Source organism: Candidatus Magnetaquicoccus inordinatus (assembly GCF_004217665.1).
Taxonomy (GTDB): Bacteria; Pseudomonadota; Magnetococcia; order Magnetococcales; family Magnetaquicoccaceae; genus Magnetaquicoccus; species Magnetaquicoccus inordinatus.
This window is the reverse complement of sequence record NZ_RXIU01000083.1, coordinates 1-13,993: the sequence shown is the minus strand read 5'-3', so window position 1 is coordinate 13,993 and position 13,993 is coordinate 1. Positions and strand designations below refer to the sequence as shown.

General features: G+C 53.0%; 14 protein-coding genes. All 14 read left to right on the top strand.

Annotated elements, in window-relative coordinates:
• On the top strand, nt 1–204 hold a 204-nt coding region (locus EJP87_RS18440; RefSeq protein WP_227657527.1), incomplete at its 5' end, for a hypothetical protein.
• A gap of 24 nt (nt 205–228) precedes the next feature.
• Nucleotides 229–2,664 carry a diguanylate cyclase domain-containing protein gene (locus tag EJP87_RS07915; protein WP_130471324.1) on the top strand — a complete coding sequence of 812 codons (2,436 nt, stop codon included), beginning with the start codon at nt 229–231 and terminating at the stop codon, nt 2,662–2,664.
• A gap of 27 nt (nt 2,665–2,691) precedes the next feature.
• Nucleotides 2,692–3,783, top strand: coding sequence for a tRNA preQ1(34) S-adenosylmethionine ribosyltransferase-isomerase QueA (queA, locus tag EJP87_RS07910; protein ID WP_130471323.1), 1,092 nt, complete (start codon nt 2,692–2,694; stop codon nt 3,781–3,783).
• The gene (gene tgt, locus EJP87_RS07905) at nt 3,780–4,907 is read left to right on the top strand and encodes a tRNA guanosine(34) transglycosylase Tgt (RefSeq protein WP_130471322.1); all 1,128 of its coding nucleotides are present in this window, start codon (nt 3,780–3,782) and stop codon (nt 4,905–4,907) included. Before queA ends, tgt begins: the two co-directional genes overlap by 4 nt.
• Before the next feature lie 134 nt (nt 4,908–5,041).
• Nucleotides 5,042–5,428 (top strand): preprotein translocase subunit YajC, encoded by a 387-nt coding sequence (gene yajC, locus EJP87_RS07900; RefSeq protein ID WP_227657526.1) that lies wholly within the window; start codon nt 5,042–5,044, stop codon nt 5,426–5,428.
• 4 nt (nt 5,429–5,432) lie between these two features.
• Nucleotides 5,433–7,013 carry a protein translocase subunit SecD gene (secD, locus tag EJP87_RS07895; RefSeq protein WP_130471321.1) on the top strand — a complete coding sequence of 527 codons (1,581 nt, stop codon included), beginning with the start codon at nt 5,433–5,435 and terminating at the stop codon, nt 7,011–7,013.
• A 73-nt stretch (nt 7,014–7,086) separates the two neighbouring features.
• Nucleotides 7,087–8,037, top strand: a complete 951-nt coding sequence (gene secF / locus EJP87_RS07890; RefSeq protein WP_130471320.1) for a protein translocase subunit SecF — start codon at nt 7,087–7,089, stop codon at nt 8,035–8,037.
• A complete protein-coding gene (locus tag EJP87_RS07885) occupies nt 8,034–8,450 on the top strand; it encodes a hypothetical protein (protein WP_130471319.1) in 417 nt (138 codons plus the stop codon). The genes secF and EJP87_RS07885 overlap by 4 nt, the downstream gene beginning before the upstream one ends.
• A gap of 59 nt (nt 8,451–8,509) precedes the next feature.
• The gene (locus tag EJP87_RS07880) at nt 8,510–8,875 is read left to right on the top strand and encodes a response regulator (RefSeq protein WP_130471318.1); all 366 of its coding nucleotides are present in this window, start codon (nt 8,510–8,512) and stop codon (nt 8,873–8,875) included.
• 36 nt (nt 8,876–8,911) lie between these two features.
• On the top strand, nt 8,912–10,618 hold the full coding sequence (gene ilvB, locus EJP87_RS07875; RefSeq protein ID WP_130471317.1) for a biosynthetic-type acetolactate synthase large subunit: 1,707 nt from the start codon (nt 8,912–8,914) through the stop codon (nt 10,616–10,618).
• A gap of 9 nt (nt 10,619–10,627) precedes the next feature.
• Nucleotides 10,628–11,125, top strand: coding sequence for an acetolactate synthase small subunit (gene ilvN / locus EJP87_RS07870; protein WP_130471316.1), 498 nt, complete (start codon nt 10,628–10,630; stop codon nt 11,123–11,125).
• Between the two features lie 196 nt (nt 11,126–11,321).
• Nucleotides 11,322–12,338: a ketol-acid reductoisomerase gene (gene ilvC / locus EJP87_RS07865; RefSeq protein WP_130471315.1), complete on the top strand. Its 1,017-nt coding sequence runs from the start codon at nt 11,322–11,324 to the stop codon at nt 12,336–12,338.
• Between the two features lie 96 nt (nt 12,339–12,434).
• Nucleotides 12,435–13,082 (top strand): phosphatidylserine decarboxylase family protein, encoded by a 648-nt coding sequence (locus EJP87_RS07860; protein ID WP_227657525.1) that lies wholly within the window; start codon nt 12,435–12,437, stop codon nt 13,080–13,082.
• Nucleotides 13,079–13,876: a CDP-diacylglycerol--serine O-phosphatidyltransferase gene (pssA, locus tag EJP87_RS07855; protein WP_130471313.1), complete on the top strand. Its 798-nt coding sequence runs from the start codon at nt 13,079–13,081 to the stop codon at nt 13,874–13,876. The genes EJP87_RS07860 and pssA overlap by 4 nt, the downstream gene beginning before the upstream one ends.
• Nucleotides 13,877–13,993: the final 117 nt, after the last annotated feature.

The following is a 13,993-nucleotide window of genomic DNA, read 5'->3' as shown; positions in this document are numbered from 1 at the left end:
CACAGATTTGTGCCCCGAAGGGGCACTCTTTGGGAGGGCGGACGCCCGACATGCACAGTTTCGCTTGTGGCAACAGTAAGGAAATTGGCAAATGCGCTTGCCCTGATTAAACAGGAAGGAATGCTTGTACTGCACCAAGAAATACATTATAATGTTGCAAAAATTGATATATCCTTCGTTGTGATTGCTCACTTTCCCCTATAAAAGAGGACAGGCAGGTAGGCACGCATGCGCAATTCCAGTTTGCTGCAACAGGCTACACTCCGAGTTTTAACCGTCTTGTTTGCAACAATAACGGTTATTTCATTTTTTGCTATTGTTTTGCAACATGCTGCTGTTGATAAATCGGCCAAAACACATATTCAGGGCCTGCATCAATATTTTTCCCAAAAAATCCAACAATTGGACAGACAATGGCAGACCGAAGCCAGCCGCTCCGCACGCCACTTGGCAGGTGAGCATACACACCCCTCCTCCCTGCATGCCTCCCCACAAGAATTAAATGTGGATCTGAGTTTTTTGGATCGCTCACTGTTTCCTGTAGCACTGTTGATCGATCAGCAAGGAAAAATACTCTATAAATTGATGGACAAAGAGATCGACTTTCCTGGTTCTCTGCCAGTGACGGAAGAGGATGGCTGGTGGCACGATGTCGCCAATCAGCGCCTGTTACGCTGGTTTGCCCAGCCGGTACAACTTCTAAGCAACCAGCCTAGCCGTTTGGTTTTGTTTGTCGCCTTGGAAAAAAATCTGCTATCTCTCCATGCCTTGCCTAATAGTGACCTGGTTCTGCAATACCATGGCAAGGTGATCTCTGGATCGCTCCCCTCCCAGGAGTTGCAACAACTCAAAATGGTGGATGGACATCTCTGGCGACAAGAAGAGAGAATTGATCAATTCTCTCTTGCTTGGGAAACAGACCAGCCACAAAGAGTACGTTTACTGGTACAACATCACAGTTTTCCCCTGTTCAGCAATTCGGAAATATTTTTTACCGCCACTTCCGCTCTGCTGATATTTTCCTTTTTGTTTTGGTCCACTCTGGGACGGTGGCTGGCCAAATTGACCCGGCGAATCGTCCAATTAAAAGATATTTCAGAAGAGTTTATCACCGACCAGCAACTCTCCGACAGAATGTTGCATCTGTTGGAGAGTATTCATAAGGAGCACCGCAATGAAATTGGCGCCTTGGCCAACTCCCTGCGCCAGTTGACGCACACCGTGCTCACCCACACCAACAACCTGCAGCAACACTCCCATCAGTTGGCAGAGAGCGAGGAGCGTTTGCGTGCCATGACCCACTCCTTGCGGGATGCGCTGTTGGTCTTTGATGACAACGGAACCATCCATTTTTGCAGCCATGTCTGCGCCTCCATGTTCTCTTGCCAGGAACGGGATCTGCTCGAACGCTCCATCACCCAACTCTTCTCCCCCGATTGGCTTGATCCTGAGTGGCAAAAAAACTGGATTACCCCGACAACTGCAGAGAGCGTTCCCTTTACACATGAACCCATGCGCGGCATGGCCGTGCGTCTGGATGGCCAAGAGTTTCCCATCGAACTGACCATCTCACAGTGGCAACGTCAGGGTAAAACCTTTTGTACGGCGCTTGTGCGCGACATCACCAACCTGAAAATACTCGAAGAACGGGATCTGCGTGCCTATGTCAACCGTATCGCCATCAGCGCTCTGTTGGAGATCGGTATTGAACCATTGCCGCTACACCGTAAACTGGAAGTTGCTCTGGAGATCATTCTGACTGTGCCCTGGTTGGCCATGCAATATAAAGGCTCCATATTCCTGGTCACCGATGATCAGCATTTGGAAATGATCGCGCAAAAAAATCTCCACCCCGCCCTGTTGCAGGAGTGCCAACGCATTCCTTATGGCTATTGTCTGTGTGGCAAGGCGGCACAAACGCAAAAGATGGTCTTTGCCGATGCGCTGGACGGACGCCACGATGTGACCTTTGCAGGTATTCGTGAACATGGCCACTATTGCCTGCCCATCATGTTGCAAGAGCGACTGCTTGGCGTTCTCAACCTTTATGTCGATCATCTGCACCACTACGATCCGGAAGAAGAGGCATTTTTGACCACCATCACCAACACCTTGGCCGGTGTGATCGATCGTGGCTTGGCCGATGACCGCGTTCGGCATATGGCGACTCATGATGCCCTGACCGGCCTGCCCAACCGTCTGCTCTTCCATGAACTGTTGACACAAGAGCTGAAACGGACAGCGCGCACTCGACAAGCCATGGCCGTAGGCTTTTTGGATCTGGACCATTTCAAAGCGGTCAATGATACCTTGGGCCACGATATTGGTGACCTGCTTCTGAAAGCGGTCAGCACGCGCACCAGACAAATATTACGCAATTCAGACACCTTGGCACGCATGGGCGGCGATGAGTTTGCCCTTATCTTACCCGCTGTAGGTGATAGCCAACATGCCATGGCCGTATGCAATAAAATTGTCCAAGCTCTCAGCGAACCCTTTATTCTCAACGAAAATCGTTGTCAAATCGGCGCCAGCATCGGTTTAAGTCTCTTTCCAGAACATGGCGAGACCGTAGAGTTGCTGTTGCAAACCGCCGATCAAGCAATGTATGTGGTAAAAAAAGGGGGACGTAACGGCGTGACCATCTATCAGGGTCAATCCTGAGCGCGTTGCCAATCCTCCGTATACTGGATGGCTGAGATACCCTTGACCTCTCCCTCGCTTCCTCAATATCCCTCTACGGCCTGGCGACTCAGCCACTTTGATTATCATCTGCCGGCAGAGCGCATCGCCCAACAGCCCGCAACAATCCGGGATCGTTCCCGTTTGTTGGTCAGTCTGCCACAACAACGCTACGATCAGGTGTTTCGGAATTTGCCGGAATGGCTGCGCCCTGGCGACCTGCTGGTGATGAACGATACACGAGTCATCCCCGCCCGTCTGTTGGCCAATAAACCCAGCGGAGGACGCATCGAAATCTTGTTGTTGCATCCTCTGGACAACGCAGGCGCATGGCAAGCCATGGCCACCGGCAGCAAAAGGATTCATCCTGGTCTGCAAATCCCCATTGCCCCCGGTTTAACGGTTCTCTTTGTGGAGCGCAACCAGGAGGGCTTTCGCGTCCAAATAGAGAGCAATGGAGAAACGGTGTTGCAGGCCCTGCAACGCCATGGGCATCTGCCTTTACCGCCCTATATTACCGGCAGCTCGGCTGCACAGGATCAACAACGCTACCAAACCATCTATGCCCGCCAACCCGGCGCCGTAGCCGCGCCCACCGCTGGCTTGCACTTTACCTCTTCACTGCTCGCGCGCTTGCGCGCCCAGGGAGTCCGTACCACTACAGTGACCCTGCATGTCGGTCCTGGCACCTTTCAACCAGTGCGTGAAGAGGAGATTCACCGCCATGTCATGCACCGCGAACAGGCCATCCTCTCCCCACACGCCGCACGTCTGATCAACCAAACCCATGCCCAACAGGGTCGCGTGGTTGCTGTGGGTACCACCTCTCTGCGGGTTCTGGAAAGTGCTGCCCTGCCCAGTGGTCGGGTACGCCCTTGGCAGGGAGAGACCGGTCTCTTTATTGTACCAGGTTATCGCTTCCGCACCGTGGATGCCTTGATTACCAATTTTCACCTGCCCCGTTCCACCTTGTTGATGCTGGTCGCCGCCTTGATCGGCAAACGACGCCTGGATCGAGACTATGCCCACGCCATCAACCATGGCTATCGATTCTACTCCTATGGCGATGCCATGCTCCTCTTTCCAGAAACCAAACGATGACTGCCCAACCATTTTTTGAACTGTTGCACCGTGACCCCTCTGGAGCGCGGCGTGGGCGCTTGCATACCCGGCATGGCATAATTGAAACTCCTATTTTTATGCCGGTCGGTACCGCTGCCAGCGTCAAAACCCTCTCCTCTGCCGACCTGCAAGAGATCCAGGCACAAATCATCCTCGGCAACACCTATCACCTCTATTTGCGCCCAGGCCATCGCCTGATTGCCGAATTGGGTGGCCTGCATCGGTTCATGAATTGGCAGGGTCCGATCCTGACCGATTCGGGAGGCTATCAGGTGTTCAGTCTGGGCACCATGCGGCGCATCCGTGAAGAGGGGGTAACCTTTCGCTCGCACCTGGATGGCAGCACCCATCTTCTCAGCCCAGAGTTGGCCATAGCGATTCAGGAAGATCTGGGTTCAGACATCATGATGCAGTTGGATGAGTGTCCACCCTATCCTGCCAGTCGCGACTATCTGAGCAAATCCTTGCAACTCTCCTTGCGCTGGGGTGCACGCAGCTTGGCGGCACGCCGACCCCAACGCCAGCAAGCTCTCTTTGCCATCGTGCAGGGGGGTATGGAGGCCGATTTGCGCCAGGAATCGGCTGAAGCACTCATCGCACTGGGATTTGATGGCTATGCCCTGGGCGGTCTTTCGGTGGGCGAACCCAAAGAAAAAATGGCCGAGGTGCTCTCCTATGCTCCCGCTTTGCTGCCGGAACAGCAGCCCCGTTATCTGATGGGAGTCGGCAAACCGGAAGATCTTGTGGAAGCGGTCGCCGCTGGCATGGATATGTTTGATTGCGTGCTGCCAACCCGCAACGCCCGCAACGGTCAATTGTTGACCCGCTTCGGGCCAATGAATATCAAACAGGCACGCTTTCGCAGCGATTCGGCTCCTGTGGATGCAGAGTGTCACTGCCCCTGTTGTCGGCATTACTGCCGAGCCTACCTGCACCATCTTTTTCGCAACAAAGAGATTGCCGGTCTGCGCTTGATGACCCTGCACAACTTGCATTACTATTTGCAACTGATGGCGGAAATGCGTTTGGCAATCGAGGCCGATCGCTTTGCTCTCATGCGCAGCAACTTTCATCAACAACGCCTCTCTGGAGCCATTGAATAGGCAAAACGATCCGGCAACACGGAAAATCCTTTACAAGAGCCGTGCACTATCCTAGCGTCACCGTTTGGCCATGCACCGCTTGAGAGCAACGCATTGCCACAGTCTTGACTTGTCCTGTGTGGAGAATAGTTACCATGTTTGATCTGATCAGCTCTGCCTACGCCGCACCCCCTCCCAATACGGAGGCGGTGATCGGAAACATTGTTTTTATGCTGGCCTTGTTTGGCATCTTCTATTTTTTCCTGATTCGGCCTCAACAAAAACAGGCCAAAGCACACAAAGAGATGGTGGCCAATCTGACACGTGGCGATACTGTAGTCACCGGAGGCGGCCTGATGGGACGCATCCATCGCGTCGAAGATGATGTGGTGGTTTTGGAAGTGGGTGATGTGGAGATTGGCAACAAGATGTTTCGTCCGGTGCGCATTCGCATCCGCCGGGTCAGTGTTGCCGAGGTCGCTGCCAAAGGCACCTTCGCCCCAGAAAACAAACCCAGCGCAACGGACGATACTCAAGGCTGATACCATGCGACAAGTACCTCTATGGAAACCGGCACTGATCATATTTTCTGTGGTGATTTCGCTGTTTTATATTTTTCCCAGCATCAACCACGGCACCCCTTCCTGGTGGCCATCCTGGCTGCCCAATCGGATTATTGCCCAAGGGCTTGATCTGCAAGGTGGCCTGTATCTCTTGCTGAATGTGGAGGCCGACAAGGCTGTTGAACAGACCGCAGAGAATCTGGTCGATGAAGTGCGCGGCATCCTGCGCAAAGAGCAACTGCGTTATCAAACTGTCGAACGGGATGGTCTGGATGCGGTAAGCATCCAGTTGACCGATAACAGCGATTCACCAAAATTTCGGCAGATTCTCGAAAAAGAGCTGCCTGCCACGCTGTTCAGCGAGGATATCAGCGGCAAAAAGGTGCGTTTGGCCATCAAACCCCAAGAGCAGAAAGAGATACGCCGTTTTGCTCTGGATCAGTCGATTCAAACCATTCGCTCGCGTGTAGACCAGTTTGGCGTCACCGAACCAACCATTCAAAAACAGGGCGAGGATCGTATTCTGGTGCAATTGCCCGGTTTGACCGATCCCACACGCGCCAAAGCCCTGATTGGTCGTACCGCCCGCTTGGAATTTAAGATGGTTGATGAAAAGGGTGATCTGAATGCTGCCCTTTCGGGTCGTGTACCCCCTGGGGATGTGGTATTGTATGGCAACCGCGAAAGCGGACAAAAAGGGCGGCCCTCCTATCTGCTCAAAAAACGCACTGTCCTCTCCGGGGATCTGTTGACCGATGCCCGGGTCAACTTTACGCAATATAACGAACCCTATGTTTCGATTACCTTCAATCGTCAGGGAGAGCGCAAATTTGCCCAACTCACCGGCGAGCATGTCAACGAACGTATGGCTATTGTATTGGATAATGTAGTCTATTCTGCACCGGTCATTCGGGAAAAAATCGAGGGGGGACGGGCACAAATCAGCGGCAGCTTCACTACAGAAGAGGCCCATGATCTGGCCATTATCCTGCGCGCTGGCGCGCTTCCGGCTCCGGTTAAAATTGTCGAAGAGCGTACTGTTGGCCCCACCCTGGGACAGGACTCTATCGATCAGGGCCTGGCCTCCATCTTGATCGGTGGCGCCTTGGTTCTGCTCTTCATGGGTGTCTATTATAAAGGCTTCGGCTGGTTGGCCAATATGGCCGTGCTGTTGAATGTGCTGATGCTGATGGCTGCCCTGGCCATGATGCAGGCCACCTTGACCATGCCCGGCATCGCCGGAGCAGTGCTCCTTATGGGTATGTCTGTGGATGCCAATGTGCTGATCTTTGAGCGTATTCGTGAAGAGTTGCGCGTGGGCAAAACACCACTGGCTGCCATCGAACATGGTTATTCCAGAGCCTTTGCTACCATTCTGGATTCCCATATCACCACCCTGATTACCGGGTTGGTGCTCTACCAGTTCGGCACCGGACCAGTAAGAGGCTTCGCCGTCACCCTCTCCATCGGTTTGGTCATCTCCATGTATACCGCCGTCTTTGTAACGCGCGTGGTACTGGATATGATTTTGCAGGGCCGACATGTCAAAACACTGAGCGTATAACCGGGTGCATTTCACCACCTCCTGTACTCTGCAGGAGGTGGTGTTTGCCAACCGGTGCAAGAGGATTGTCGTCATGGAACTGATTCATAACAAAACCCGCTTCGACTTTGTCTGTACGAGATCGCAGATTTTGGCTTTCTCTTTTTCCGGTCTGTTGACCCTGTTGAGCCTGCTCTCCCTTTGGGTACAAGGACTCAATCTGGGTATCGACTTTTCCGGGGGCACCTTGGTGCAACTGCGCTTTGCCAAACCACCGCATCTGGATCAGGTACGCACCGCTTTAAGCCATCTCTCCCTGGGCGATGTCTCCATTCAGGAGTTTGGCAGCCCGGAAGAGATCTTGATTCGGGTTGGCAAACAGAGCTCTGGCAGTGATGCGCAAAGCGCCTTGGCTGCCAAAATGGTCGAAATACTCAAACCAGTGGCCAGCGAAGGCAAGGTGGAGTTGCGCCGCGTGGAGTTTGTCGGTCCGCAAGTGGGCTCTGAACTGGTGGTCAGCGGTTTATGGGCTGTATTCTACTCTTTGCTGGCTATTTTGCTCTTTGTGGCTTGGCGTTTTGAGTGGCGCTTCGCCTATGGCGCCATCCTCTCCCTGATTCATGATGTCATTATCACCATGGGGCTCTTCTCCTTTACCCAAAAGGAGTTCACTCTGGTCGTCTTGGCCGCTGTTCTCACCATCATCGGCTACTCGATCAATGATACCATCGTGGTCTTTGACCGGGTACGTGAAGAGCGCATTCGCTCGAAAAAACAGCCTATGGGTGTGGTGATCAATCGCGCCATCAACGACACCCTCTCCCGCACGATTATCGTCTCTTTGACCGTGGTTTTGGTCTTGATCGCCCTGTTGCTGTTTGGCGGTCTGGTCATCCACGATTTTGCCCTGGCTTTGTTTGTGGGTGTGGTCCTGGGCACCTATTCATCCATCTTCGTGGCTTGCCAAATTGTTCTGCTGCTGGATAAAAAAGAGCCAGTCGCCCCCGAACAGCCCACACCAGCCCCATCTGTGGAGATCTCATGAGCAAAACCAAAACAGCACCTACAGATCAAGAGCAACTTTTGCGCCCGGAAAAAGAGGATTATGACAGTCGTTTCGAGGTTGTCCAACCGGGTTTTAGCGAAGATCAGGATCTGGTGCACAGCAGGGCCATCGAATTTTTGCGCAAAAAAATCAAAAAAGGCGACCCATGGAAAAAGGCTGTTGCCGATCTGACCATCGCAGACCAAGCATTCAAAGCGGTCATTCTGGATGATTTTCTGAAAATAACCTTGGCAGAACGCCATTTTCAGGGCAAAGAAGAGATAAAAAGCATTGCCCGCCTTTTGCAAGTACCGGTAGAATTGCTGGAAGCGGTTAAGGAAGCGATGATCCGCGAGGTGCGCGATGCCTCTATTGAGGTTTATCGTCGCTCTCGTTCGGAACAAACACACTGATTGATGGTCTTACGGAGCATACGGTCAGACAGTCGTGCTTAAAAGGGGTGTAGAACAGTATGGCAAAAATATTGGTAGTGGATGATGACACCTCCATTCGCGCTTTGCTGCGGGAGATCCTCGAAGAGGAGGGTCACCAAATCGAAGAGGCTGTCGATGGCAAACAGGGCGTGCAACGCTATCGTTCCACCAGCTTCGATCTGGTCATTACCGATGTGTTGATGCCAGAAAAAGATGGCGTCGAATTGATTATGGAGTTGCAGGAAGCCTTTCCGGACATCAAAATCATAGCCATGTCCGGTGGTGGACGCGGCCTAGATGCCCAATTCAGCCTGCGTATCGCTCGCGATTTTGGCGCCGTCCAACAGATGGAAAAGCCCTTTACTCGTAAGCGGGTCTTGGAAACCGTGCGCCGGGTGTTATAAACAGTTTATCAACTCAGCCATGTTGGGAGTTGCAAGGTGCAATTGACAGGTGCAGAAATTGTCGTAAAGTGCCTGCTGGAACAGGGTGTACGTACCGTGTTCGGCTATCCGGGTGGTGCAGCACTTTACATCTATGACGAAATTCACAAGGCAGGAGACAAACTGAGCCATATTCTCTCCCGCCACGAACAAGGCGCACTGCATGCCGCTGACGGTTATGCGCGCGCCACCGGTGCGGTGGGTGTGGCATTGGTCACCTCCGGTCCCGGCGCCACCAATGCGGTTACCGGCTTGGCAACCGCCTATATGGATTCGATTCCCTTGGTCTGTATTTCGGCCCAAGTACCGGTTCCTCTGATCGGCAATGATGCCTTTCAGGAGGTGGATACCGTTGGTATTACCCGCTCCTGCACCAAACATAACTATTTGGTGCGCGACGTGCGTGATTTGGCGCGCGTGCTGCGGGAAGCCTTCTATATCGCCAAAAGTGGCCGTCCGGGGCCAGTGCTGGTCGATATTCCCAAAGATGTCTCCAACACCAAAACAGAATATACTCCTGCCAACGGCGAGGTAAACATTCGCTCCTATCGCCCCACCATGAAGGGTCATCCCCGCCAGGTGCGTCGTGCGGTAGAGATGTTGCAGGCAGCACAACGTCCCCTGCTCTATACCGGTGGCGGCGTCATCCTGGCCAATGCCTGGGAAGAGCTGCGCTGGCTGACACTGGCGTTGGATCTGCCTATTACCCATACGCTGATGGGTCTGGGAGCCTTCCCGGCCAACGATCGGCACTTTTTAGGCATGCTGGGAATGCACGGCACCTATGAAGCCAACTTGGCGGTCTCAAACTGCGACCTGTTGGTGGCTGTGGGCGCCCGCTTTGATGATCGGGTAACCGGCAAAATCTCTGCCTTTGCACCGCATGCCAAGATTATTCACATTGATGTGGATCCCACCTCCATTTCCAAAAATGTGCGTGTGGATCTGCCCATCGTCGGTGATGTGCGCCTGGTTTTGGAGCAGATCAATGCGGTCATCCGCGAAGAGCAAACCGAGCAAAAACAAATAGATCGCCAAGCCTGGTGGCAAATGATCGAAGAGTGGCGCAAAAAGGAGTGCCTGCGCTACAACCAAGGTCCAGAGATTATCGAATCACAATATGTGATTGAGTCTCTCTGTTCGCTTACTGACGGTCAGGCGATTATTGCCACCGATGTGGGACAGCATCAAATGTGGGCCGCCCAGTTTTATGGTTTCCAACAAGCACGCAACTGGTTGACCTCCGGCGGTCTGGGAACCATGGGATATGGCCTGCCCGCTGCCATGGGCGCACAGGTGGCCTTTCCGGAGCGACAAGTGGTGGTGATCACGGGTGACGGATCCATCCAAATGAATATCCAAGAGTTGGGCACCTGTCTGCAATACCAGTTGCCTGTTAAAATCATTATCCTTAATAATGGTTTTTTGGGTATGGTACGGCAGTGGCAAGAGCTCTTCTATGAAAGGCGCTATGCACAAACCGATATTGCGGTCGCTCCCGATTTTGTCAAATTAGCCGAAGCCTATGGGGCGTTGGGCCTGAAATGCAATCGTCCCGAGGATGTGCTGCCCACGTTACGGCAGGGCTTGGCCCATCCCGGTACAGTACTCATGGATTTCCAGGTACAGCGTGAGTCCAACGTCTATCCCATGGTCCCAGCCGGTGGTGCCCTGCAAGATATGATCCTGGGTGAGCTTCTATAGGATACAACCATGAAACACATCATTTCCGTGTTGGTCGAAAATGAAGCCGGTGTGCTCTCCAGAGTCTCTGGACTCTTTTCTGCACGCGGTTTCAACATCGAAAGTCTCAGCGTCGCCCCAGTGGGTGACAAACAGAGCTCGCGCATCACTCTGGTCACCGGTGGCGATGGTCCGATCATTGAGCAAATATTAAAACAGCTCAACAAATTGATCCCGGTTATCCAGGTGGTGAACCTGAGCGATGGTCCTCATGTGGGCCGCGAATTAATGTTGATCAAAGTCACTACCGACCGCGGCGCAAACGATAAAAGCGCGCGTGAGGAGATCATGCAGATTGTCTCGATTTTTCGTGCCCAAGTGGTCGATGCCACCCCCACTTCCTTGATTATTGAAGTGACCGGTGATAACGACAAATTGCATGCCTGTTTGGCCATGCTCGAACCATACGGCATTGCCGATGTGGTTCGTACCGGTCAAGTTGCCCTTGCTCGTGGCAATCGGAAATAGCTCAGCAGGTGGCAGATGCCTTGCTCGGTGCGCTGAGACCATCTGGCAAAACGACGCAATACGCGACGAAAGATAGCGCATACAGAGAGACTTGGTGTATAGGATTTCCTTGCGCCACGCCAAATCTGTGCAACAGATGAATGCACAAGCTCAAAGATTTTGTTGACCATTTTACTTTTTAATAAGGAATCGCTGCATGAAAGTATTTTATGACCGTGATGCGGATTTGGCCCACCTGAAAGCAAAAAAAATCGCGATTATTGGCTATGGTTCCCAAGGACATGCCCATGCCCTCAACCTTAAAGAGTCTGGCATGGATGTAGTGGTTGGTCTGCGTCCTGATTCTACCTCCCGCAGAAAGGCAGAAAATGCTGGCCTGTCAGTAGCCGACCTGCCGCAAGCGGTGGCCAGCGCCGATCTGGTCATGCTCCTGGCCCCGGATGAACATCAAGCACGCATCTATCGGGAAGCGATTGCCCCCAATCTCCGTCCTGGCAGCTCTTTGGCTTTTGCCCACGGTTTTAATATTCACTTTGGTCAGATTGAACCTCCCTTGGAGTGTGATGTCTTTTTGGCCGCCCCCAAAGGTCCCGGCCATTTGGTGCGCGCCGAATACAGCCGTGGTGGTGGGGTGCCGACCCTGATTGCCATCCATCAGGATTATTCCCGCGAAGCCCAACGTACTGCTCTGGCCTATGCTTCTGCCATCGGTGGCGGTCGTGCTGGTATCATCGAAACCACCTTCAAGGAAGAGACCGAAACCGATCTGTTTGGTGAACAGGCGGTTCTCTGCGGCGGTATTACCGCTTTGATCCAAGCCGGTTTTGAAACCTTGGTGGAGGCAGGATATGCCCCGGAAATGGCCTATTTTGAATGCCTGCATGAAACCAAACTGATTGTAGACCTGATCTATGAGGGCGGTATCGCCAACATGCGCTACTCCATCTCCAATACTGCCGAATATGGTGATTTGACCCGCGGACCGCGCGTGATCACCGAAGAGACCAAAAAAGAGATGAAGCGGATCCTGGATGAGGTGCAAACAGGTGTTTTTGCCCGCGAGTGGATCTTGGAAAATATGGCCGGACGGGCCCACTTCCAGGCTCTGCGCCGTCGTGGCCAACAGCATCCTATCGAAGATGTCGGCCGCAACTTGCGCGAGATGATGCCCTGGATCAAAAAAGGTCAGTTGGTAGATAAGAGCAAAAACTAATCGTGATGTGCAGCGGCGGAGCGGGGCAAACGCACCCTCCGCCAACTCCCCCCACACATCTCATCCGTTTCTCTCGTTTCAGGAGTTTTTCTGTCTGTGCGTAGCCCAGTTGCTGTCGAAGGGGTTCCCTTTATTGCCGCCTTTGCCGCCATAGCCATCGCCGGGGAGATCTTTTGCCCCTCTGTGCCGGGATCCATTTTGCTATGGCTCCTCACTGGCTGGTGTATCTGGTTTTTTCGCGATCCCGAACGCCATCCTCCCATGGATGAAGGGTTGGTCATCGCTCCTGCCGATGGACGGGTCATCGTGATCGAAGAGGTAGCCGCCGCGCCTCTTTCCGGGCAACCAGCACGCAAATGCTCCATTTTTATGAATGTTTTTAATGTTCATGTCAATCGTTGCCCCATCGACGGCTCAGTCAGCAAATTGGCCTACCACCCTGGACGCTTTTTCAATGCCGCTCTCGACAAAGCCTCTCTGGAAAATGAACGCATGGAAATTCTTTTGACCTCCCCTTCTGGGGTTGTCATCCCCTTTGTGCAGGTGGCTGGGTTGATTGCCCGCCGCATCATCTGTCGCCTGCAACCAGGACAAGAGGTTGCTCGCGGGGGACGCTTCGGCTTGATCCGCTTTGGTTCGCGTGTGGATGTCTATCTGCCCCTCTCGGCCCGTATTGCCGTCTCTCTCAATGAGCATACCCGTGCCGGAGAGACCATCCTCGCCCATCTGGAGAAGGCTCCATGAGCGAATTGATCAACAAAAACAAAAGCGTCTATATCTTTCCCAGCCTGCTCACCACCGGAGGCATGTTTTTTGGCTTTTATGCCATCATGGCGGCTCTGGGAGGCAACTATGAACACAGTGCCCAAGCAATTTTAGCCGCTGGCGTGTTTGATGGTTTGGATGGTCGGGTAGCGCGGGCCATGAATGCCACCTCCGCCTTTGGCAAAGAGTATGACAGCTTGGCCGATTTTCTCTCCTTTGGGATTGCTCCGGCGGTCTTGATCTATCTGTGGGCACTGGAGCCTTTTCATCGTGTGGGCTGGGCAGCCGCTTTTCTTTTCGCAGTCTGTGGCGCCTTGCGTCTGGCCCGCTTCAATGTCCAGCAACATGTGATTCAAGACGAACGGGTCTCCAAACGCTATTTCCAGGGACTACCCATTCCAGCAGCAGCCGGAGTGGTTGCCGCCTTGATTCTCTTTTATCAAGAGTTGGGTATCCGCTCTGACCCTGGAGCAGCGGTAGGTTTATGGCGCTGGTTGCCTCTGGTGATGACCTTCATGTTGGGAATCCTCATGGTCAGCACCATCCGTTTCCGCAGCATGAAAGATTTTTATTACCACCGTAAGCGTCCTTTTCTCACTTTGGTTGGGGTGGTCATCTTCATCTCGGTCTTGACCATCCACATGGCCTCGACACTCTTCGTAATGAGTTGGGCCTATCTGCTTTCCGCTCTGCATAGCCATCGCGAATATCTGCGGCTACTGGCCGAGGGCAAAGAGGTGGAAGAAGATGAAGTGGAAGATTTGAGCGTCTGAAAGATTTTTTGTAACTATTCAGGTCTGTACTCAGGTCTGTACCAGGGCAATCGCATTTGAAAATCAGAAAACTATTATGGAGGTCCAGGAGGAGATTATCTCCTCCTGGTGGGTGCA

Coding starts and splice junctions, on each gene's coding strand:
- EJP87_RS07915 (WP_130471324.1), top strand. CDS start 229: ATGCGCAATTCCAGTTTGCTGCAACAGGCTACACTCCGAGTTTTAACC.
- queA (WP_130471323.1), top strand. CDS start 2,692: ATGGCTGAGATACCCTTGACCTCTCCCTCGCTTCCTCAATATCCCTCT.
- tgt (WP_130471322.1), top strand. CDS start 3,780: ATGACTGCCCAACCATTTTTTGAACTGTTGCACCGTGACCCCTCTGGA.
- yajC (WP_227657526.1), top strand. CDS start 5,042: ATGTTTGATCTGATCAGCTCTGCCTACGCCGCACCCCCTCCCAATACG.
- secD (WP_130471321.1), top strand. CDS start 5,433: ATGCGACAAGTACCTCTATGGAAACCGGCACTGATCATATTTTCTGTG.
- secF (WP_130471320.1), top strand. CDS start 7,087: ATGGAACTGATTCATAACAAAACCCGCTTCGACTTTGTCTGTACGAGA.
- EJP87_RS07885 (WP_130471319.1), top strand. CDS start 8,034: ATGAGCAAAACCAAAACAGCACCTACAGATCAAGAGCAACTTTTGCGC.
- EJP87_RS07880 (WP_130471318.1), top strand. CDS start 8,510: ATGGCAAAAATATTGGTAGTGGATGATGACACCTCCATTCGCGCTTTG.
- ilvN (WP_130471316.1), top strand. CDS start 10,628: ATGAAACACATCATTTCCGTGTTGGTCGAAAATGAAGCCGGTGTGCTC.
- ilvC (WP_130471315.1), top strand. CDS start 11,322: ATGAAAGTATTTTATGACCGTGATGCGGATTTGGCCCACCTGAAAGCA.
- pssA (WP_130471313.1), top strand. CDS start 13,079: ATGAGCGAATTGATCAACAAAAACAAAAGCGTCTATATCTTTCCCAGC.